Here is a 22,908-nt window from a genome sequence, read left to right as displayed (position 1 = left end):
ATGGCTATCAATCTTCAAAAAGGACAACGGATAAGTCTGGAAAAAAGTAACGGCAGCAAATTGCAAACGATTTGTGTAGGCATTAACTGGGGCGCTATTGAAAAGAAAGGCCTTTTTGGTTTTGGCACTACCAAAGAAGCGGTTGACCTTGACGCCAGCTGCGCTTTATATGATGATAACAAACAACTGATAGATGTGGTTTACTTTGGTCACCTTAAATCAAAAGATGGCGCGGTAAAACACAGTGGTGACGATTTGACAGGCGATTTATCGGGAAATGATGGTCTGGACAACGAAGTGATCACCGTTGATCTTTCGGCCCTGAGCGCTTCGGTAAGCTATGTGGGTTTTATCCTCAACAGCTTCCGCGGGCAGGATTTTGGTACTATTCCTTTTGCGTCCATCCGCATTTATGAAGGTACACCAACCCGGGTAAACGAAGTATTTGCTACCTATGATATTGCGCATAGCAAAGATTTTGCCGGTCACGTATCTATGGCGATGGGCGTATTTTACAAAAAGAACGGCGAATGGAAATTTAACGCCATTGGCGAACCAACCCGCGACAGGAAACTGGAAGAGTCGGTGAAAACCATGGCACAGAATTATTTATAGTTCATGAATGATAGTTCATGGATCATGGTTCATAGATCATAGTAATTGGTAGTTTGTGCAAATTTTGCCATGAACCATGATCTATGAACCATGAACTAAAAAACATTAAAACTCAATAAAATCATGGAAGGCACACCAGGAAATAACGAACTAAATATAACCCCGGTTAATTTAGATATTAATCCAGCCCCGGCTACAAGTACCAATACACCGGCAAAATTGCTGGATAAGGAAGGTAATGTTGATTTAACTAACATTACTTCGGCCGAAGTTCAAAAATATGGCGAAGTAGCTAAAGCCCTTGACCCCAAGGATGTAAACTCCATTCTCAATTATGGTACAGAGGTGCAAAATTCGATGGAAAAGTATAGCAATACTTTCCTCACCTCTGTACGTACCTATAACTCTGGCGAAGTTGGCGGCCTCATCAACGAACTGCTTACCGAACTGAACTATATTGATGTGGATGAGCTGAACCAGAACGCGTTCACCTCTTTTATATCGCACATCCCTTTTATGAAAAAGCTAGTGGTTGATGCCAAAAAGCTTTTCCAGAAGTACGATACAGTAATTAATAATATTGACAAGATCACCAACAAGATCAAGGCTGGTCGCGTTAATTCATTAAAGGATAACAGCTCGCTGCAAACCATGTTTGACAGCAACGTGGGTTACATCCACCAGATGGAAGAGCTCATTATATCGGGCCAGTTAAAGTACAACGAACTGAGCGAGCAGCTGGCGCAAATGGATGCCAATCCATCGGCCTATAACGATTATGAAATTGCCGATATGCGCGACTTTGTGAACCGTTTAGACAAACGCCTGGCCGATTTGAAAGTGGTACGTTTCATCATGCTGCAATCGCTGGCGCAAATACGCGTGGTGCAAAGCAACAATACCACCATTGCCGAAAAAGCACAGTCCATCGTATCAACCACTATCCCGGTTTGGAAAAACCAGCTGACTATTGCTGTAGCCCTGAACCGCCAGAAGGAAAACGTGGAGATGCAGAAAAAGATCTCGGACACCACCAACACTATTTTGCAAAAGAACGCCGAGCTGCTGAAACAAAACAGTATTGACGTAGCTAAGGAAAATGAGAAAACGGTAGTATCGCTGGATACTTTGAAGAAAACAACCGCGTCGCTTATTGAAACCCTTACCGAGGTTAAACGCATTCACGAAGAAGGTACCGCCAACCGCAAAACCCTCAACACCGAACTGCAAAACCTGGAAGTGGAACTGAAAAAAACGGTGACCAACGCATAATCCCAAAATACAAAACACGCGTCATTGCGAGCGCAGCGTGGCAATCCCCAATAAGCAGATCCGCTCTGTAAGTAGGGGATTGCCACGCTGCGCTCGCAATGACGTATTTCTTATTACCAGATCGTCTGTGCCCTCACAGACGCTTTATAATGGAATCACTCATATTTTAGTAAATTTGCATTTAATCAAAATTTGAGGTCGCCAAATTGATGGATGAAAGCAGGTTAAATATTTTAAATCAATCAAACCGGATGCTCAGTAAGCTGCAATTGCTTTCTGTTTTTTTTGGTGATGATATCATTTATAAAATATACCTGCGCAGCCAGGTAATCCACAAGCTTTTTGAAACCAACCCTGAGCTGGATATCAACAAGCTTGATCTGTTTCACCTGCAGTTTACTCAAAGCCTCATCGATCTGCTCCGCAAGATCAAAAAGAATAACGAAACCAACGTAAGCCTGCTTTTTGACGAGATCCAGATCAATAAGGAAATGATCGACAGGCTAAATGATCCCTACTATACGCAGGCAAACTTCAACCTCGAAAAACAACGCCAGGCATTAAAGGTCAATCTGTCACTGCGGAAACTGTTCCAGGTACTATCAGATAATTCGACCGATAATCCACTGTCAAAAAATATCAACGCGTTCAGCTCGCGGTTCGCGCCCGACTTTTTTTATCCCGTCGCTCCAGAACTTTTGCAGGAGATAACTGCCTATAACGATAAGGACGTTTACACCGATGAGTATGCTACCATTCAGCGTAAACTGATGGGCGTTTTGTGTAAATATGAATTTAAAACCGAGTTTTACTGTGGATTGAAGGCCGGCACACAGGTAGCAGAAGTTTATAAGTTTGTTGACGACGACCGTTATTTCATTTACTTGTTAACAGATAGTTTGTTCCTGTTTCTGGATATCGCTAAGATCGCTGGTATTGATATGACCAATAACCTATCAAAAAAGGAAAAACTGGTACATGAGTTGCGGGATAAGAACGACAAGCTGGAAGGCAATGCCGCCGCCATGAAAGCAGCCATGCCCACAGAGATCAAAAATCTGCTGGCTGATAATTATAAAAAGATATCAGACATGAGCTTTATGGAAAACATTAGTAATATTGATGTACAGGCCAATATTTTAAAAAGCATGTTGAATACCGATTTAATTTAGTTTATTTAACCCGAAATTTATTCCTTACCCTGTTTATATGGACTTTTTGCACACCATCCTGGGCCCCGATATTAAAGCCGGCTTGCTCATCATTTTAAACCTGATTGTTATCGAGAGTTTGCTCTCTGTTGATAATGCCGCGGTACTGGCTACCATGGTTTTGGATTTGCCGCCCAGTCAACGCAAAAAAGCGCTTCGTTATGGTATCATTGGTGCCTATGTATTGCGCGGGGTATGTTTGTTTTTAGCAGCCTGGCTGGTGAAAATATGGTGGTTAAAGCCTATTGGCGGCTTATACCTGCTGTACCTGAGCTTTAACTACTTTAAGGGAAAAATACAAGCGGCCAATAGTGATGGCGGAGAAGAAGAGGTGGATAAAAGCAAAAACTGGCTGTACCGCTCAACGGTGGGTGTATTTGGCGTGTTTTGGGCTACTGTTGCTCTCGTTGAGCTGATGGACCTTGCCTTTTCTATCGATAACGTGTTTGCTGCTGTGGCCTTTACAGATCACGTGGTGCTGATATACATTGGTGTATTCATCGGCATCCTGGCTATGCGTTTTGTAGCGCAGGCTTTTGTAAAGCTGATGGAGAAATTTACTTTTCTGGAGACTGTTGCTTTTATAGTGATCGGTGTGCTGGGGATTAAATTATCGGCATCATTGTATGTGCATTTTAACGAAACATCATCCTTCTCTAAATTTATGGAGAGCGAAAAGGCTGACATTTTCACTTCAGTATTTACCGTAGGCATATTTATTATCCCGGTATTAACGTCGCTGTTATTTAACTTTCCCAAAAGGCACACCATCGAGCCGGAAGTAGCCGAAGCAGCAGAGGATGTGCTGGATAAGCAATAATGATTGTTTATTGATTCATTAGCTCATTGGTTCATTTGTAGTAAATCGGCAACAATGCAGGTTTATGCTGTTAAAACCAATGAACTAATGAGCCAGTGAACCAATGAACTAATAAAGATGAATTTAAATAAAATAATAGCTTCCATATTTGGCATCGGATTTTTAAAAGGTGGTGGTACCTATGCGGCTATAGTAACCTGCGGATTTATCTGGCTGTTATGGCAAAGTCCGGTGTTGCAAAACCCCTGGTATTTGGTTGCCATTACCATTGTGATAACCCTGCTGGGCGTATACGTAAGCAACAAGGTTGAACCTGATTGGGGCGAAGACAGTTCGCGCGTGGTGATTGATGAGGTTGCCGGTATGCTGATAGCCGTGGTATTTGTACCCATGAATATTTATACCCTTATCGGCGGACTTATCCTGTTTCGCTTTTTTGATATTGTAAAACCCCTGGGCATCCGCAAAATGGAAGCCCTGCCCAGCGGTACCGGCGTTATGATGGACGATGTATTGGCCGGCGTTTACGCCAATATACTGGTATGGGCCGGCTATCTGGTCTGGGTTTTATTTGTGCGATAAAAATAGACCTAATCCCGGATTTATTTCGGGAACACATAAAGACTTACGAAGTTTTTAAACTTCGTAAGTCTGCTTTTTAACATAAGTAATCAAGAGGCCGTATCTTAAAATGGATACGGTTTTTTTATAATCAGAATTTTATAAAGTATTGATAACGTGTTTTGTTTTTATATTTTTGTAGCGGTTTAACAATACTCCTATGAGGTAATTTCTTACTTCCGGCACCAGGCGCTAACCCGTCTGTTCAAATCAGCTCCCCGATCGTACCGGTCCGGGCAGATTTCTCTGTTTAATCATTTTTATTATTAATCGCGTGCATGCACCACGGGTGTTGTGCTATGCTCAATTTTTTGTATGAAATCAAATCATCGATCCATAGTGATCTTTATTGTTATAACCGTTTTAATTGATACCGCCGGAGTAGGCATCATTCTCCCTGTTTTACCCAAACTGCTGGCCAATATGAGTCATGCGGATATGGGTACGGCTGCCCGGTATGGCGGCTGGCTCACCTTTGTTTACGCCCTGATGCAATTTGTATTTGCGCCTGTATTAGGCAACCTGAGCGATGCCTATGGCCGCAGACCGGTATTGTTGTGTTCCTTACTGGGTTTTAGCCTGGATTATATTTTCCTGGCCTTTGCACCCAGTTTCTTTTGGTTTTTCATTGGTCGTACCATCTCCGGTATAACGGGCGCCAGCTATGTGGTTGGCTCTACTTACATGGCCGATATCAGCTCGGGCGAAGAACGTACCAAAAACTTTGGCTGGCTTAACGCCGCCATGGGTATTGGGTTTATCCTGGGACCTGCCATTGGCGGTTTGCTGGCGCAGTTTGGCTTGCACGCGCCATTTACAGCGGCAGCAGCTTTAAGCTCGCTAAACCTGATATTGGGTTACTTCGTCCTGCCCGAATCACTGGCTTTGGAGAACCGCAGACCGTTCGACTGGAAAAAGGCCAATCCACTTGGCGCCATCAAGTACCTGCGCAATTTTAAAGGCGCGGCGGTATTGATCGCTTCTTTGCTGTTTTTATCGTTCGCGAGCCACAGCATGGAAACCATCTGGACATTTTTTACCACCGAAAAGTTCCATTGGCGCAGCGGCCTTACCGGCCTTTCATTGGCTTGCATGGGTGGGCTTTTTATTGTGGTACAGGGTTGGCTGGTAGGCTTTTCGTTGAAAGCTTTAAAAGAAAAAGGCACAGCCTACGTAGGCTTGTTCTTTACTTTTTTGGCCTACCTGAGTTTTGCTTTAACGCCCTGGCAATGGGGGCTGTTTGCTGCCTTGGTGATCTTTGCGATAGGCACTATCGGCGAGACGGCATTGCAGGGTATCCTGTCAAACAGCGCTCCTGCCAACGAGCAGGGCGAACTGCAGGGCAGTTTCAGCTGCCTGAAGGGTTTGGTGACCATCATAGCACCGCTGGCTTTTGCCAATATTTTCGCGACGTTCAGTCACCAGGGGCAGGGGAACTATTTTCCGGGAATGCCTTTTTTGCTTGCCGCAGCGACGGTTTTGATCAGCTTGTTGCTGTTTATAAAGGCCGATCAAAAGTATTAGCCTGAGGATGATCCAAGGGTAGAAAACAAAGAAGAGATAAGCTCTTCCGTTTAATTTGTAATTTAAAAGGTCGCTCCACCTGGATGCGGCCTTTTTCTTTTTGGCAATAGCCTTATTTATAAGTCTCCCTTTCTGATCTCTTCTACTGCGTAGTTGACCGCACGAGCCGTTAAAGCCATATATAATATCGATGGACTTTGATTGCCGGTGCTGGTCATGCAGGCACCATCGGTAACAAATACATTTTTACACAGGTGTAATTGGTTCCATTGATTCAGCAGCGATGTTTTGGGATCCTTGCCCATACGTACACCACCCATTTCGTGAATATCCAGTCCGGGCGCTTGTTTGTTTTCATGCTTCTGGATGTTGGTGCAACCCGCTTTCTCCAGCATTTCGGTGCTCTGGGTTAAAAAATCCTGTATCATGCGTTCATCATTATCATCGTATTCCACAGAAGTGATCAAGAGTGGGATGCCCCATTGATCTTTTTGATCTTTACTGAGACGTACATGGTTACTTTCTTTGGGGATGGTTTCGCCTTGCAAGTACATGTACACCTGCCATGGTCCGGGTTCTGTTAAGGCATCTTTAAAATCGCCACCAATGGATGGATGAACCTGTCCGTATGGCATAGGGCTGCGATAAGCCCCCATAAACGTAGTAAAACCGCCTTTATAATCTGTTTCCTGTTGGTGCAGGTTACGGTAATTGGCCAGGATTAACTCTGTAGGGTTTCGGCCAAAATAATACCGGTCCAGAAAGCCATCCATGCCTGCAGTTACAGATGCGCGATAGTTTTGGAAGGCCACATATTTACCCAATAGCCCATTATCGTTACCCAGGCCATTTGGGAAGCGGGCCGAGGTTGAATTCAGCAGGATGAGGTTGGTATTTAGCGCTGATGCATTCATGAAAATGATCTTTGCTTTATATTCTATCACCTCTTTGGTGTTGGTATCTATCACTTTAACGCCGCTTGCCCTGCCCAATTTTTCGTCATAAATAACAGAGTGCACCACTGAAAATGGTCTGATGGTGAGATTGCCCGTGCGTTTGGCCCAAGGCAATGTTGAGCTTACTGAACTGAAATAGCCACCAAATGGACAGCCGCGCATACACAGGTTGCGTGCCTGGCATTTACCGCGCCCCTGGTCTAAATGAAGCTGGTTGGGTTTGGTTAGATGGGCCCAGCGAGCATGTACCAGATGACGGTCGGGATAATGTTCGCTGATCTTTTTGCTGATCACTTCCTGCACACAATTCATATCAAAAGGCGGTAGGAATTCGCCATCGGGCATGGCTTCAATACCGTCCTTATTGCCGCATACGCCTATGAATTTTTCTACATGCGAATACCATGGCGCTACATCGTCATAGCCAATGGGCCAGGCTATGCCATAACCAAAACGCTCGGGATTGGTAAACTCGTATTTACTCCAGCGCTGGCAGGCACGGCCCCAGGTAAGTGATTTACCGCCAATCTGGTAGCCCCGTATCCAGTCGAATGGCTTTTCCTGTATATAGGGATGATCTTTATCTTTTATGAAAAAATGAGCGTCGTCTTCACCAAAACCGGCCGCTTTGCTGATCAGCGGATTCTCCTCCAAAAACCCCCGTGTCATTTGTCCGCGATGTTTAAACTGCCAGGGATCCATTGTGGCTGTGGGATAATCCTTATTATGCTCCACGTTGCGACCGCGTTCCAGCACCAGGGTTTTTAAGCCGAACTCGCATAATTCTTTGGCGGCCCAGCCACCACTAATGCCCGAGCCTATAACAATGGCATCATACGTTAAATGATCTGTGTTAGCGATTGGTCTTTCTGTTGAATCGGGCATGGTGATTGAGGGTTATATGTAAAAACTATTTGCTATTTTATTTATATAGATTTCATCGATATGAATGTGTGGTTATTCTTTTATTTTACTGCTTATTGAGCTTTTCTGTTGCGCCATGATCCAAAAAGATCTGTGCGTTTGGCAGCTTTTGAAAGATCGAAGCCGGCACATCGGTAGTTATGGAGCCAGTTAAAGCCTGTGCTATAATGCCCGCCTTTTTTGCGCCGCTGGCAATCAGCACCGGGGTTCGTGCTTCGGCCAGATGGCGCAAACCCAGGGTGATTCCTTCAGTTAACTGCGGCTGTTGTTCAAAATATTTTTTAGCTACATCGATGGTTACGGGAGCTAAGGCAGAGTGATGCGCATAAGTGTTAAAATCTGTACCGGGTTCATTCAGGCCTACGTGCCCATTCATTCCGATACCCACGATCATCATATCCAACCCTCCAAGATCCTTGATGTGTTTATTCATTTGTCTACATTCTTCATCAAGATCAGCAGCCTTGGCATTGAAAAAGCGAACCTGCGTTGGCGCTATCTTTAGTTTAGAAAAGAAATGTTCATGCAGGTAATGGCTGCAGCTGCCTTCATCATTTTTATCCATACCCACCCATTCATCCAAACCCACAAAATGCGCATGACTAAAATCTATTTCTCCCTCTTTAGCATATTGTACCAGGAATTTGAACATCCCCGTTGGCGAATCGCCAGAAGGAAAGCAGATCAGTGAATCGGGTTTCTTTTTCATCTGTCGCCATATCAAATAAGCCGCTGCCGATGATAATGAATCGTAATCTTTATACTGTTGAATCGTCATGCCCGCTTATTGATGGTTTAACCAAAGGTCGATTGGTTTAGCTACTTTGGCCGAGAAGGGCAGGTTGATCTTTTTCCCTTGTCCCGCCGAAGCATAGGCCGCGTAAATGATCTCCAGTACAGCACGACCATCTTCGCCGGTTACCAGTGGTGTTTTGTCATGACGTACACAATCAATAAAATGTTTCAGTTCATGCGGGTAGCCCTGATTAAAGGCTTCCTCAAAAATGGTGAAACTCCAGCCTTTGGAGGTATCGGCCTTTTCCATCGCATAGCCATAACCTTCGCGGCTATAAGTAACGGCTGCATTGCCCATGAACAGGTCGGCATAAATTACGCCCCCGGTACCATATATCTCGCAACGATCGTCCATGCCGCCATGTTTAGCCCAGCTATTTTCGGCTACGGCAGTTACCCCATTCTCAAATTCCACAATAATTACGGAGTTGTCCTCGCCTTTGGTGCGGCCCTTATGAAATACGGTGCTCATGGTGGCGTACACATTGCTCACTTGGGCGTGGTTAAGCATCCACCGAAACCAACCCAGTGCATGGCAGCCCATATCCATAATAACGCCTCCCCCGGCCAGGTTTATATCATAAAACCAATCGCTGTGCGGGCCCGAATGTTTTTCGCCCTGTTTCAGCATAAATACTTCGCCTACGGCACCATCTTTTACCAATTGCCGGGCACGTTCATATTTTGGCGCGAAGCAAAGCTCTTCGGCATACATCAGTTTTACGTTGTTGGCTTTACAAACGGCTATCATTTCGTCAGCCTCTTCCAGCGTTACTGCCAGTGGCTTTTCAATAATAATATGTTTACCGGCTTTTGCCGCTTTGATGGTAGCTATTGCATGCTGGTAATTAGGCAGGCAGATATCTACCACCTCACAGCCCGATTCGGCAATGAGTTTGTCGATATCATCAAACCATTGTGCGATGTCATATTTTTCGGCAAAAGCTTTGGCTTTGTCCAGGTTACGTGCGTATACGGCAACTACCTCGGCTTCGGGTATAAAGCGATGGTATGATTCCATGTGGATATCGGTAATAAAACCGGCTCCGAGTATGGCTACTTTGGTTCTGTTCATAGGTATATCAAGGTTCAATAAAGGATGGGGCAATGCCCATCTTTTTTACAATAAATGATGTTTAAGCGCCGGGATAAAAAGGGGCGGCGTTACAATTGGTAACCAGAATTATTTATTCAAGATTACTGAATTATATACTAAATCAAAAAAACAAATGAAAGTTTTAAAAAAGGATTTAGCATCGGCAACAAACATCATTTACGTGATTTGTAGTGTATATAGCTACTTATTTCGGCTTACACATATTTGCAATTTAAAAAGTTAATACATATTATTGTGTAATATTGACACAATGATTGTTATTTGCTGTTAATTAGTGATTTATAAACCAAGTTTAACCAACGACTAAAACTTTATGGCGAATCAATTTAAACTCCTGGCCTTGCTGGGGCTATTGCCTGCAACCGTAGCCCTGGGGCAAACCAAATGGACAGAAAAAAGATCGGGCGATATTGCCTGGGTGACCAATACCAACGGGCAAAACCTGGGGTATTCTACCACATCGGGCGTAAAAATATTAACGGTGGATGGCTTGGCCTTTAAAGACCTGAACAAAAATGGCAAACTGGATAAGTACGAGGACTGGCGCCTGCCGGTTGATATACGTGCCAGGGACCTGGCATCAAAAATGAGCGTGGAGCAAATTGCCGGTTTGATGCTGTACAGTAAACATCAGCCTATACCCGCTGCACCAGCCGGGCCTTTCGCCGGGACCTACGGCGGTAAAGTATTTGCCGAAAGCGGTGCCAAACCTTATGACCTGTCTGATCAGCAAAAGCAGTTCCTGGAAAAAGATAATGTACGCCATGTGCTCATCACATCGGTGCTGAGCCCCGAAGTGGCGGCGCAATGGAACAATAACGCGCAGGCTTTTGTAGAAGGTTTGGGTCTGGGCATCCCCAATAATAACAGTTCCGACCCGCGGCATGGTACCGTAGCTACAGCTGAGTTTAACGCGGGTGCGGGTGGTGCGATCTCCATGTGGCCGGGTTCCTTAGGTTTTGCCGCTACATTTGATCCTAAAGTGGTGGAAGATTTTGGTCATATAGCAGCATTAGAGTATCGGGCGTTGGGGATTGCCACCGCGCTTTCGCCCCAGGTTGATATCGCTACCGATCCGCGCTGGTGGCGGGTGAGCGGTACATTTGGCGAAGATCCGCAGCTGGCGGCTGATATGGCGCGTGGGTATATTGATGGTTTTCAAACCTCTGTTGGTGATAAAGAGATTAATAGTGGTTGGGGATATGGCAGCGTGAATGCCATGGTAAAACACTGGCCAGGTGGTGGTGCAGGCGAGGGTGGCCGCGACGCGCATTATGGTTATGGTAAATATGCTGTTTACCCGGGTAATAATTTTAAACAACACCTCATCCCTTTTACCGAAGGTGCTTTTAAGCTAAAGGGCAAAACAGGTATGGCCGCATCGGTAATGCCTTATTATACCATATCCTTTAACCAGGATACTAAAAACAAGGAGAACGTAGCCAATAATTATAACTCTTATATTATCAATGACCTGCTCCGGAAAAAATATCATTTTGATGGCGTGGTATGTACCGACTGGCTGGTAACGGGCGATGAAACCGCGGTTGATCAGTTTTTGTCGGGCAAATCATGGGGTGTGGAAGGGTTGACGGTTGCACAACGTCACTATAAAGTACTGATGGCCGGGGTCGATCAGTTTGGCGGTAATAATGAAGTGGCGCCTGTAGTGGCCGCTTACCAGATGGGCGTAAAAGAACATGGCGAAACTTTTATGCGTGCACGGTTTGAGCAGTCGGCAGTGCGCTTGCTGCGTAATATCTTCCGTACCGGACTTTTTGAAAATCCCTATCTTGATCCGGAGACATCCAAAAGCGTTGTAGGTAATCCGGATTTTATGAATGCTGGTTACCAGGCGCAATTGAAATCCATCGTGATGCTCAAGAACAAAAATAATGTGCTGCCGCTTACCAAAAACAAAATGGTGTATGTGCCTAAGCAATTTACCCCGGCGGGCAAAAACTTCCTGGGTATGACAACGCCCGAGAAACTGGAATACCCGGTGAATATTGAAACGGTGAAGAAATATTTTAAAGTAACCGAAAACCCTGATGAGGCAGATTACGCATTGGTGTTTATCAATAGCCCAAACAGCGGCGGTGGTTATAATAGCGACGATGCCAAAAACGGCGGCAATGGTTATGTGCCGGTAAGTTTACAATATCAAAAATACATGGCTACCGATGCCCGTGCTACCAGCATAGCAGGCGGTGATCCACTGGAAAAATTTATCAATCGTACGTATAAGGATAAATCCGCAACGGCCATCAATGTAACTGATCTGGCTATGGTGAATGATACTTATGCCAAAATGAAAGGCAAGCCGGTTATTGTTTCTGTGAATATGGCCAACCCGATGGTGTTTTCGGAATTTGAAAAAAATGCTAATGCTATTGTGGTTGATTTTGGCGTACAGGGACAAGCTACCTTAGATATTTTGACTGGCAACAGTGAGCCATCGGCACTGTTACCGCTACAAATGCCCGCGGATATGCACACGGTTGAAAAACAATTTGAGGACGTACCCCATGATATGAAATGCTATGTGGACGATCAGGGCAATACGTACGATTTTGGTTTCGGTTTGAACTGGAAAGGTGTTATTAATGATGCACGTACGGCTAAGTATAAAAAGACTGGGGTAAAGCCTTAAATTGAACATAAGAATACTCCATGTCATTTCGAACGAGGTACGAGGAGAAATCTTCTGCATTGTGCAGGGCTTCAATTGCAAATAGTAAAAGATTTCTCCTCGTACCTCGTTCGAAATGACAACTTTTTTATCTCTTCTGAATGTTTTTACTTTATCCCCAAGATTCTTCAGTAGATGCGACCGGAGAAAGCAGCTCAAGCACAGGTTCAATTTCAAGCTTGCTGGCCCATAGGTCTGCATCGAATTTTTTGAATGATGCTAAAGATGTCAGCAAATCATGGGCTGCCTCATTTTCAAATTGATCAAAATGCATGAATGTTTTACCGTCGGGTAGCAGCCAGCAGCCGTACTTAATACCCGGGTGCTTAATTTCCTTTAATTCCTTTACAATGCCCGCGATATTGGCCTGGTTAATCGGCGCAAATTCTGGTGTGGTGGTATACTGTACTCTTACTATTTTCATAATGATTTGTTTGGGTAATTGGATGAGTAAAAGTACCGGCTAAACAGCATTTGTAAAACGGGTGAAAAGGACATTTTACAGGGTGTTTTGCGACAGGGGTAAAATGAATCCGGGGCTGTCTGCACAGATGGGTATAAAATGACAAGGTTAAAACCATAAATTAGCTGATAGTAAACCTTAAAATATGACTATGAAAAACTGCTTGTTATTATCTGTAATGTTGTTGTGCTGTACTTTGGTTAAGGCTCAAAAAAATGAGCTGACCATAGTGAAAACTGATGCAGGGTTAGTTTCGGGTAGTACCAACGCGGCAGGAGATATACATATATTTAAAGGAATTCCCTTCGCTGCCCCGCCGGTTGGCGATCTGCGCTGGAGAGCGCCACAACCTGTAAAGTCATGGGAAGGCGTAAAACAATGTACAGCCTTTTCGGCTAGCCCCATGCAGCCTACGCCCCGTGAGTTTGGGGTTTACACCAAAGAGTTCCTGATCCCCGCTGAACCCAACAGTGAGGATTGCCTGTATCTTAATGTATGGACAGGAGCCCGGTCATCCGCAGAAAAACGACCGGTTTTGGTTTATATCTATGGCGGCGGCTTTTCGACAGGAGGTGCAGCCGTACCCATTTATGATGGGGAGGCCACAGCAAAAAAGGGGGTAATATTTGTGGTGATCAATTACCGGGTTGGCATATTTGGTTTCCTGGCCCATCCGGAGCTGAGCAAAGAGTCGGGCCATAGTGCTTCCGGAAATTATGGGCTGATGGATCAGCTGGCGGCATTGAAATGGATTAAACAAAATATCAGAGCTTTTGGCGGCGACCCCGATAACGTAACCATTGCCGGGCAATCTGCCGGTTCCATAAGTGTAAATTACCTGGTGGCATCACCATTAGGTAAAGGTTTATTTCAAAGGGCTATTGCCGAAAGCGGCGCAGGGTTTATCGGTCAGAACAACTCCGAACTAGCCGGGGCTGAAGCCAATGGTGTAAAAACAGCACAGGCATTAGGCGCAAATTCCATTGCTGAATTACGGGCAAAACCAGCAGCCGAACTGGTGGGCAAAGGTCAACAAAACCGCCCCATTGTTGATGGCTATGTATTGCCTCAAAGTATAGCGCAAATTTTTGCCGAAAGTAAACAGAACGATGTGCCGCTGCTCACCGGTTGGAACGAAGACGACGCGTTTGTGGGCAAACTAAAAAACGCGGCAGATTACCGGTCCGACGTATTGGAACAATACGGGATCCGGTCCAATGCTTTTATACAACTTTACCCGGCTAATACCGATGCCGATGCTGCAACTGCGCAGATCAGGATAAACCGCGACAAACTATTCGGCACACAGAATTATACCTGGGCCAATGCGCAAAGCGAAAAGGGCAAGGCAAAAGCGTACGTTTACCGCTTTACCCGCCGCCTGCCTGCCACTGCCGATTTTGTAAAGTATAGGGCCTTCCACTCTGGCGAGGTGGCTTATGCTTATGATAACCTCCGGTTTTTAAACCGCCCATGGCAGCCCGTTGATCATCAATTAGCCAAAATAATATCAACTTACTGGGTGAATTTCGCCAAAACGGGCAATCCCAATGGTAAAGGATTGCCCGTGTGGCCTGCCTATAATACGCGTGATAACCAGATTATGATATTAAGCGAAAAGCCGGTAGCCACAACCCTGCCTGATAAGGCCGCTTTGGATTTTATGCTGAAAGAAGTGAGCGGAAAATAAGACTTATAATTTTTGTTGTTTGATGAGGTTTTCCAGTGCCTGCAGGTGTTTTTTAAATGCGGCGCGACCTTTTTCAGTCACCGAATAGCGGGTATTGGGTTTACGGCCGATAAAGCTTTTTTGCACCTCCATATAAGCCTCCTTTTCCAATGCTTTCAGGTGCGAGGCCAGGTTGCCATCGGTAAGCTCCAGTAACTCTTTAAGCGAGTTAAAATCGTAGCTTTCATTGGCAACCAATACGCTCATGATCTGCAGGCGTATACGGTTTTCAAATGCTTTATCAAATTGGTCTAACGATATTTTCACGAATCGTATTTAAAGTGCATCACAGCACCATATATAATATGCAGCACGCCAAAACCGATGGTCCAGAGCAACAGGCCATACCCTGGAATCAGCGCGGCAAGCAAACCTAATAAAATCTCAATTATCCCCAAACTCTTTACGCCCGAATAGGTATAATGACTGCCGGCTACCAAAGCCAGGCCATAGAATATCAGCGTGGCCGGTGCAACAATACCATAATGACCATGGTAAATGAGGATAAAAGTAAACAAGCCACCGCTTACCAATGGAATGGCCATATTGATCAGCAATCTTTTGCTACCGGTGCTCCAGAAAGGACGCCCGATTTTACGGGCTTTTTTGTACGATAACCAAAAGCCTGTACCAATGGAAAAAATAAGGACGGCGAAGGCTACCAGGAATAACTCGGTGATAAATACAATATTATCGCCCTCATAATTACCAGTTTTGAGCAGGTTGTAGCCGATACCCGCACCTATAAGTGCATAAATACCCGCCATAACGCCCGACAGGCCGCTGAGCGAAATGAACTTGGCCGAGCGCTCCATCAGGTCGCGGATAGAGCTGAGCTCGGCGTGAATGTCTTTTTCTTCCATTGAAAGTGCTTTGATTTTCAAAGTTAATAAGATAGTTTGGAATTGCAAGCGGAGGGAATAAAACGTTACAGGTACGAAGTTTAGATTTGTCATCCTGAGGAACGAAGGATCTATTCGTCGGTTTGCACAGCGTATACCCGCTCTTGGCCGCTGGAGGGCCAGTTACTTTGCAGCCACAAAGTAACCAAAAGGCTTTCAGCAGAAATGCTTCTTTGCGCTCATAGCCTTTGCCCCGCAAATCGGATAGAACCAGGGCTGCAATTATTTTGCCCAACTTCGTTCGCGCATTTCCCCTCGCTTCAGTAAAAACTTGCTATGCCCCTCCAATGGCACTTGGCCACCATTGTTCTGCCCGCTTTCGCCCGAAGCTTACCTGCTGAGGGGAAGAAAAAGCACTTTCAATCAATAATTCACTAATTCAATAATTAAACTGCGTTAGCGATAGCAGTGGATACCGGCCCGTGACTAACGCCTTGTGGCGTATGAGCGGATAGCGCGGGCCGAAGGTAACGCCATATGTAGAGGTGAGAATCAAGAGACAAGAATCAAGACAGGCCAAAACCAATTCAATAAATCATTAATTCAATAACTAATAAGGCTTATCTGCTGATGGGAAAAAAAACCTTATAATGTCGACTCCGTAATTCACCAACTCAGTAATTAAATCATGGTAATCCTTTAATCCTAAAAACGGCGCAGCCCTCTTGAACACCAATGAAAATAAACGATAAGTGAAAAATCATGGTTCAGAAATCACTAACGCTAATTCATTAATTAATCGCCTCCACCCCGCGTTTTCCTGCTAACAAACGGAGAGCCTTAAGAAGACATGACTAAGATGATGATACGGCGTGGTGAAATAAGAAGAAATCGAAGCATTGATTATTTTAATTATATTTTCAATAATTATTGAAAATTCAAAATAAATAGTAATTTTGTGTTATTGAATCGCAAGAACATAAAATTACAGCAGTATGAAAACGCTAAAAGATCATGTGATACTATTTGATGCCGAATGCCCCATGTGCAGTGTATATACCAAAGCTTTTGTTAAAACAGGCATGCTGGCCGCTGGTGGTCGGCAGGCTTACCAGCAGGTACCCGAAAGCAGCTGCCCTGTGTATGACCGCCAGCGCGCCGTTGACGAGATTGCTCTGGTTAGCTTGAAAACCGGCGAAGTAAGTTATGGGATCAGGAGCCTGTTTAAAATAATTGGCAACAGCTGTCCTGTATTCGCACCCTTGTTCGGGTTTAAGCCGTTTGTTTGGCTGATGAGCAAGCTTTATGCTTTTATATCATACAACAGACGGGTTATTATTCCGCCGCCCAAAGTTGGCGATGGGTTTGAATATCAGTCTACATTTAAACTGCATTACCGTATAGCTTACTTGTTGTTTACCTGGTTCATTGTGGGCTATACGCTTACCGCCTATGCGCATTTCTTAAGTCCGATGGTAGCTTTGGGCAATGCTTATCGCGAGTATATGATATGCGGCGGGCAGATCATTTTTCAGGGAACGATAATGAGCTTTTGGGATCGCCGGCAAACCTGGACCTACCTGGGCAACATGATGACTATTTCTTTTGCAGGTAGTTTATTGCTTTTAATTCCGATGGCAGTAAACCATTGGCTTCAATTCGGGTCTGAGGTGTACGCCTTGTATTTTATGGGGGTGGCCGGATTAATGTTCCTGGAGCACATCCGCAGAACTAAGTTATTAAACCTGGGTTGGACATTAACCATTACCTGGGTTGCATACCGTATTATTTTATTGGCACTGATCTTAAACCTGAACTAATGAAACCCTACAAAAAAATTGTACTCGCCGGGGTTAACGGTTATCTGGGTACCGTACTGGCGAGTTATTATAAAGACAAGGCAAACGAAGTGGTTATACTGGCCCGTAAACAGGCTAAAACTGTTGATAACGTCCGTACGGTAGTTTGGGACGGTAAAGCCGAAAATGGCTGGACAGTACAACTGGCCGGGGCCGATATGCTGATCAATCTTTGTGGTAAAAATGTGAACTGCCGCTACACCGAAAAAAACAAGGCCGAAATCATTACATCACGTGTTTTGCCTACCGAGCTGCTTGGGCATGCCATACATAAAATGAGCAATCCGCCAAAATTGTGGATCAATGTAACTTCTGCCACCATATACCGTTATGCAGAAGACCGTCCACAGGATGAAGAAACCGGCGAAATTGGTTATGGTTTTTCTATCGATGTATGTAAAATATGGGAAGAGGTTTTCCTGAAAAGCGAAACGCCGCATACCCGCAAGATAGCTTTACGCATGGGTATTGTATTGGGTCGCAGCGATAGTGTTTTTCCACGTTTATTGAACCTGGTTAGGTTTGGGCTTGGTGGCAAACAAGGTACCGGTAAACAATATATTGCCTGGGTACATGAGCAGGATGTAGCCCGCAGTACCCAATGGCTGCTTGATCATTCCGAAATTGAAGGGGTAGTTAACTGTACTGCGCCAGCCGCTATAAAAAATGCCGATATGATGCAAACCATACGCAAAAGCTATGGCATGCCATTTGGCCTGCCTGCACCTGAATGGTTGCTTGACATTGGTGCCGTAGTGATTGGTACCGAACCCGAACTGGTACTCAAAAGCCGCTGGGTAAAACCCAAACGCCTGCTCGACTCTGGCTTTACCTTTCAATATGAAAAAGCCGAGTATGCGGTGCATGATATTTTGAGTATAAAGGGGTGAGTGGGAAGCCTTTCGCTTCTTGTGTAGATAAAGAATATTATTTGTCATCCTGAGGAACGAAGGATCTATTTATGAACCTTGCAAGGTGCGGAATAGATGCTTCACTCCGTTCAGCATGACAAATATTTTTTATTTCTCCACTGCCGCGGGCTTTCAGCCCGTGGTGATTATGGCCTCAGCTTTCAGCTGAATACTAAAGCTGAAAGCTTTAATCATGTCACCCACGAGATACGCTACGCTAATCTCGCGGGAGCGGATCCTTTCACATCACGTCATTGCGAGCGATAGCGTGGCAATCCCCAATTAGCAGGGCCGCTCTGTAAGTAGGGGATTGCCACGTCGTCCCTCCTCGCAATGACGTAATGGTTATTTTCTTATTCCGCGATGGCATGGTAACCCCAGTCAGCACGTTACTTGCGCTTTTCTTATAGCCTACTTATAATTTCCATAAATAACTATTATATTGTGATATGGTCATGCAAAGAGGTGGATGCATTTACATCGTCACCAATCTAACTCATTCGGTTTTGTATATAGGTGTAACATCTGATATCATAACGCGAATATGGGAGCATAAGAATAAGGTCCACCCTAAAAGCTTCACTGCCAAATATAATTGCACAAAGCTGGTTTATTATAATTTTTACCCACACATTGAAGAAGCTATTGCTGCTGAGAAGATTCTTAAAGATCGTAAACGGGAATCAAAGATAGATTTGATCAATAAGCTCAATCCTGAATGGAAGGATTTATATGATGGGTTGGCTAATGAATAGCTTTAGCATTTTTGCTCTGGAAGTAGGGGATTGCCACGCTGCGCTCGCAATTACGGGTAGGATAAACTTTTACTCCTTCTTTTCCCCCGCTTTTTTATTCACTTCTTTGGTCATCTTTAAGGTTAAAAACAATAGTAGCCCAGCAGCAATCACAATAGCTACCCAGATGAATACCGTGTAATCACGACCCGCTTTGGCTGGTTGTTTAGCTTGATAGGCTGTGTTTGGCCCAACCGTTTCATGACTAATTTGCGGGGTGTTATCCCGGATACTATCGGCAAAAAACTTAAGATCATATTCTGGCGCCTGTACCGATTGATCGCCGGCGAGTAAACGGTAGGTTTGTTTACCATCCAGGTAACTGATCAGCGATTCGGCAGATTGGTAGGCATCCACGCTCGCAACAGTTAAAGGTAAATTATCACCATTGTCAATTTGGATGAGCAAATAGCTGGCCTTGGCTGCTATCAGCAGGTCGGTAGCTTTGGCGGAGTTTAGTTCCGCTTCGCCAAGTAATTGTTTATCGTGCCCGGTAAACTGGTAAACCCATACATCCCGCTTAAAATATTTGGGTGCGCTTATGTTTAAATGCAGTTTATTGACCTGGTAACTGTCGTTTAGTTTTAGGGTGATGTAAGTGGTTTTATTGCTATCGGCCCGGGTTAGTTGAACGGGCGAAACCGGGGTGTAGCTTAAAGTAGCGGCGTACTCCGTATACACACCGGCCTGCAAAAATTTAATAGGTGTTTTGTTTTTATCGTTTACCAGCAATTTAAGATAACGGTAATTACTTGCCGGGAACGACAGCGATTGCATGTAAGTACCCTCACTGTTTACCACGGCTTCTTGCAATGGGATATCTTCCTGAATGGCGAACCATTGTTTCAGATCGTCGCTGCCTACCAGGTTTACTTTGCGCTGTACTGCCGTGTTTTGCAGTTTTATCCACAGACGATCAAGCGCCAGTCCGGTTTTATTTTCAATGGTAAAAGTGGTGCCGGTATCGGTACTCAGCTTTGTATCAACCTGGTTAAAAACCACAAAACTTTTCTGGTCTTTCTGCGGCAGGCTTCCGGCCTGTATATAAGGGATAAAATTACCCTTGGCATCAACTATCCGGATGTCGGACAGATCGGCTTTTGCTTTGGCCACAAAGGCAGGCAGCAGATTGATACGATAAAAACCGGGACTATCTACCTTGGGCAAGGCCGCCTGGTACTTGAAATTTTGCTGTGCCGATGCCGACAGCATCAAACCGCAAAATAGCGCCGTGAGGGTTAATATTTTATTCATCCTTAGGTTTGGCTTCATCATCAACAATAATTTTTTTAACCTTTTGGTACATGAATGATATCACCAGCAGTATAATGCCCAGGCAAAAGAAGGCCGCTATTTTGCCAGCTACCGGTATGTTATTGATATCGAACAAAAATAATTTAAGCAGCGTTAACGAAAACAGGCTTAACGATACTATCCGCATTACTTTTAATTTGTGGCGCATTCCCAGCCACATCAGCGCGAAAGACAGCAATCCCCACAAAATAGGCAGGCCGGTTTTGATATAAACCGTTTCGATACGATTTATAGAGTGGCTATTTCCATAAAACAGCAAATTGCTCAGCAGGCTGATCTCCAAACTTAAAAACAATACCACCGCCGCACTGATAAGCCAGGTGAACAATACCTTCATGCCGGCATCCAGGTTTTTCTGGCTCAGGCGAATAATGCGGTAAAACAACAAACCAACAAAAATAGCGGCTATCCAATGCGCGGTAAAATGACCGGCAGGCACTTTGTGCTGCTCGAGCATCAGGCGCTGCAAGTCGAAAAACTGCGGGGTTAAAGCCAGATAAACTGTAACGCATATCAGGAGTATGGCCAGCCTTATTTTTTCGTTAAAATTGAGCGCTTTTACTTTTAACGATGCCAGGTAATACACATACACAAATGCAGGCGTATACAGCATCATATATAAAATGTTAAGCGGGGTATTTGGGAAATGATGTACAAACTGATGGTTCACCTCAAACAAGCCGCTTAAAAATAAAAGCGCCAGGGCAGTGATACTGAAAACATGCCGGTCGATTGCAAACTCCTGCGGCGCGGGGGCTTTGTCTTTACTCACCAGCACCGATAACAGGTACGAGCTGATAGCCGCAACCAGTGTAGTGATAAAACCCTTATTGGCAATAACGGTAAGGCTTAAATCATTGTCTACATATATCTGGTACCAATCCATCAGCAGGCTCAGCAGCATAGCTACCCAAAGCAGCAGCGAGGTAAGTTTCATGAGCTGGATGGATGAGCGCTGATACAACCAGTAGAGCAGTACCGTTTCGGATGCCCAGAATATAGTGATGCTGTGCCCATGTAGCTGTATTGGCGCAGCCAGCGAAATAAAGGTAAGCGTTATGCCGATGAGCAGGTACAAAATATTGGTATCAACCTTGCGATTGCGGAACAGCACGTAGGACAATACCAGGTTTACCACGCCCAGGCTTATACAAAACAAGCCGCGGAACTGCTCTTCCTTCATCACCGTAAGCAAATACAGGCCTGCGGCAAAATAAAGCGCAGTGTTGCTCAGCAGGATGGTAAAATCCGAGGCAATGAATTTTTTATTTTCCTTAACATTATGCGCCACATTGATAATAAAGTATAGCACATAAAAAATGCTGGCATAAATAAAGCCGATGTGGTACGATGGCGCGGTAAGCGTATATAGTACCGATGCAAAAACAATAACCGTAAATACAAAGCTGATAATGTTGAGCACCCGCCAGGCTTTAAAATAAGATATGACAAGCAAGCCGGTATTCAAAATCAGCAGATATATAAATAAGGCATCGTAATTGGCATGCCCGGTACTTACCATAAACGGACTGGCAAAACCACCTACCAGGGCAATCACGGCCAATTCCTGCTTATCATACAGCAGCGAAAGCACCACCGCGAAAATGGTGATCACGATGAGAATAATAAAAGCTACTGTTTGACTGAACAGGTTAAACTGGTGAAAGGCAAGCGTTATGGTAAAGTAAAACACAGCCAGACCGCCGCCCACCAGTACCGAGCTAAATGCTTTATAGCTGTTACGCAGGCGGTGCGCAATGCCAATTAAAATGGCTCCGCACACCACGCCGATACCCACACGACCGATAGGGCCTACCCAGTCATTATCAATAGCGTATTTTACAAAAAAACCGATGGCCAAAACCAGTATGGCGATACCAATTTTGTTGATCAGGTTTTCGCCGATGAATTTTTCCAGATCGGGGTGACTTTCAAAGAAAGATGGTTTCGGTTCCCTGGGTTTCGGCGCCGTATGTTCGCCGGTTTTTACAGGTCTGTGAATGGCCGACAGGCTATCTGATATCACTTCGGGCTGGCGCTCAATATGATCTGGTTTAATAAATTCGGGTTCCGGTTGTGGTTCGGGAGGTGCAACAGGTTCGGGCTGGGGAACATTAATGGGTTCATCTTTAACAACAGGCGGCGTTGGGGTGATGGCCGGTTTAGGTTCCTCCGTTTTCCTGGCCTCCTCATCAGTAAAACGCGATGCCTTTAAACGCTCAATTACTACCTTTAGCTCCAGTATTTTTAGCTCCAGATCGGCTATTTTATGGTTAATAGCGGTTTTATTATTTACCACCAAATAAATAATAAGCAGCAGTAAAAGTACGGTTACAATTTCCATAGATACAGGTTTGGCAAAAGTTAAATATAGATGATTTATGTAAGGCAAGTACATAAAAAAATATTTAACGCTGATTTACAGGTGATTCGCATTTTTGCTTATAGG

General features: G+C 44.7%; 19 protein-coding genes. 11 read left to right on the top strand and 8 right to left on the bottom strand.

Annotated features, from left to right (window positions below):
* The 6 genes from ACTJKG_RS00510 (at position 1) to ACTJKG_RS00485 (ending at position 6,063) form a co-directional block, all read left to right on the top strand.
* A complete protein-coding gene (locus ACTJKG_RS00510; RefSeq protein ID WP_172337679.1) occupies positions 1-615 on the top strand; it encodes a TerD family protein in 615 nt (204 codons plus the stop codon).
* A gap of 123 nt (positions 616-738) precedes the next feature.
* Positions 739-1,887: a toxic anion resistance protein gene (locus ACTJKG_RS00505; protein WP_172337678.1), complete on the top strand. Its 1,149-nt coding sequence runs from the start codon at positions 739-741 to the stop codon at positions 1,885-1,887.
* Between the two features lie 209 nt (positions 1,888-2,096).
* On the top strand, positions 2,097-3,059 hold the full coding sequence (locus tag ACTJKG_RS00500) for a hypothetical protein (RefSeq protein WP_440738048.1): 963 nt from the start codon (positions 2,097-2,099) through the stop codon (positions 3,057-3,059).
* Positions 3,060-3,096: 37 nt separating this feature from the next.
* Positions 3,097-3,918 (top strand): TerC family protein, encoded by an 822-nt coding sequence (locus ACTJKG_RS00495; protein WP_172337676.1) that lies wholly within the window; start codon positions 3,097-3,099, stop codon positions 3,916-3,918.
* 117 nt (positions 3,919-4,035) lie between these two features.
* Entirely contained in the window at positions 4,036-4,500 is a 465-nt protein-coding gene (locus ACTJKG_RS00490) for a phosphatidylglycerophosphatase A family protein (RefSeq protein WP_172337675.1), read from the top strand.
* A 354-nt stretch (positions 4,501-4,854) separates the two neighbouring features.
* Positions 4,855-6,063, top strand: a complete 1,209-nt coding sequence (locus ACTJKG_RS00485; protein WP_440738047.1) for a TCR/Tet family MFS transporter — start codon at positions 4,855-4,857, stop codon at positions 6,061-6,063.
* Between the two features lie 116 nt (positions 6,064-6,179).
* Here ACTJKG_RS00485 and ACTJKG_RS00480 read toward each other — a convergent pair whose 3' ends face one another.
* The 3 genes from ACTJKG_RS00480 to ACTJKG_RS00470 form a co-directional block, all read right to left on the bottom strand.
* Positions 6,180-7,904 (bottom strand): GMC oxidoreductase, encoded by a 1,725-nt coding sequence (locus ACTJKG_RS00480; protein WP_440738046.1) that lies wholly within the window; start codon positions 7,902-7,904, stop codon positions 6,180-6,182.
* A gap of 85 nt (positions 7,905-7,989) precedes the next feature.
* Positions 7,990-8,721 carry a 6-phosphogluconolactonase gene (locus tag ACTJKG_RS00475; protein ID WP_440738045.1) on the bottom strand — a complete coding sequence of 244 codons (732 nt, stop codon included), beginning with the start codon at positions 8,719-8,721 and terminating at the stop codon, positions 7,990-7,992.
* 6 nt (positions 8,722-8,727) lie between these two features.
* Positions 8,728-9,813 (bottom strand): Gfo/Idh/MocA family protein, encoded by a 1,086-nt coding sequence (locus ACTJKG_RS00470; RefSeq protein WP_172337671.1) that lies wholly within the window; start codon positions 9,811-9,813, stop codon positions 8,728-8,730.
* Positions 9,814-10,168: 355 nt separating this feature from the next.
* On the opposite strand from ACTJKG_RS00470, the gene ACTJKG_RS00465 reads away from it, so the two are divergent.
* Positions 10,169-12,508, top strand: coding sequence for a glycoside hydrolase family 3 protein (locus tag ACTJKG_RS00465; RefSeq protein WP_440738044.1), 2,340 nt, complete (start codon positions 10,169-10,171; stop codon positions 12,506-12,508).
* Positions 12,509-12,659: 151 nt separating this feature from the next.
* On the opposite strand, the gene ACTJKG_RS00460 is transcribed toward ACTJKG_RS00465, so the two are convergent.
* Entirely contained in the window at positions 12,660-12,971 is a 312-nt protein-coding gene (locus tag ACTJKG_RS00460; protein WP_172337667.1) for a hypothetical protein, read from the bottom strand.
* Positions 12,972-13,161: 190 nt separating this feature from the next.
* Between ACTJKG_RS00460 and ACTJKG_RS00455 the strand changes: the two genes are divergently transcribed.
* Positions 13,162-14,700 (top strand): carboxylesterase/lipase family protein, encoded by a 1,539-nt coding sequence (locus ACTJKG_RS00455; RefSeq protein ID WP_440738043.1) that lies wholly within the window; start codon positions 13,162-13,164, stop codon positions 14,698-14,700.
* A gap of 3 nt (positions 14,701-14,703) precedes the next feature.
* On the opposite strand, the gene ACTJKG_RS00450 is transcribed toward ACTJKG_RS00455, so the two are convergent.
* Both ACTJKG_RS00450 and ACTJKG_RS00445 read right to left on the bottom strand, forming a co-directional pair.
* Positions 14,704-15,006 carry a winged helix-turn-helix domain-containing protein gene (locus ACTJKG_RS00450; protein ID WP_440738042.1) on the bottom strand — a complete coding sequence of 101 codons (303 nt, stop codon included), beginning with the start codon at positions 15,004-15,006 and terminating at the stop codon, positions 14,704-14,706.
* On the bottom strand, positions 15,003-15,602 hold the full coding sequence (locus tag ACTJKG_RS00445; RefSeq protein WP_172337722.1) for a hypothetical protein: 600 nt from the start codon (positions 15,600-15,602) through the stop codon (positions 15,003-15,005). Before ACTJKG_RS00445 ends, ACTJKG_RS00450 begins: the two co-directional genes overlap by 4 nt.
* A gap of 974 nt (positions 15,603-16,576) precedes the next feature.
* Here ACTJKG_RS00445 and ACTJKG_RS00440 point away from each other — a divergent pair.
* From ACTJKG_RS00440 to ACTJKG_RS00430, 3 genes are all read left to right on the top strand, one after another.
* Positions 16,577-17,401, top strand: a complete 825-nt coding sequence (locus ACTJKG_RS00440; RefSeq protein WP_440738041.1) for a DUF393 domain-containing protein — start codon at positions 16,577-16,579, stop codon at positions 17,399-17,401.
* Entirely contained in the window at positions 17,401-18,330 is a 930-nt protein-coding gene (locus tag ACTJKG_RS00435; RefSeq protein WP_440738040.1) for a TIGR01777 family oxidoreductase, read from the top strand. The genes ACTJKG_RS00440 and ACTJKG_RS00435 overlap by 1 nt, the downstream gene beginning before the upstream one ends.
* Positions 18,331-18,800: 470 nt before the next feature.
* Positions 18,801-19,106 carry a GIY-YIG nuclease family protein gene (locus ACTJKG_RS00430; protein WP_440738039.1) on the top strand — a complete coding sequence of 102 codons (306 nt, stop codon included), beginning with the start codon at positions 18,801-18,803 and terminating at the stop codon, positions 19,104-19,106.
* 69 nt (positions 19,107-19,175) lie between these two features.
* Here ACTJKG_RS00430 and ACTJKG_RS00425 read toward each other — a convergent pair whose 3' ends face one another.
* Both ACTJKG_RS00425 and ACTJKG_RS00420 read right to left on the bottom strand, forming a co-directional pair.
* On the bottom strand, positions 19,176-20,399 hold the full coding sequence (locus ACTJKG_RS00425; RefSeq protein ID WP_440738038.1) for a DUF3999 family protein: 1,224 nt from the start codon (positions 20,397-20,399) through the stop codon (positions 19,176-19,178).
* Positions 20,392-22,803, bottom strand: coding sequence for a DUF2339 domain-containing protein (locus tag ACTJKG_RS00420; protein WP_440738037.1), 2,412 nt, complete (start codon positions 22,801-22,803; stop codon positions 20,392-20,394). Before ACTJKG_RS00420 ends, ACTJKG_RS00425 begins: the two co-directional genes overlap by 8 nt.
* Positions 22,804-22,908: the final 105 nt, after the last annotated feature.

This window comes from Mucilaginibacter sp. 22184, assembly GCF_052045695.1.
Taxonomy (GTDB): Bacteria; Bacteroidota; Bacteroidia; order Sphingobacteriales; family Sphingobacteriaceae; genus Mucilaginibacter.
The sequence above is the reverse complement of the archived record's forward strand: the minus strand, read 5'-3'. Positions and strand labels throughout refer to the sequence as shown.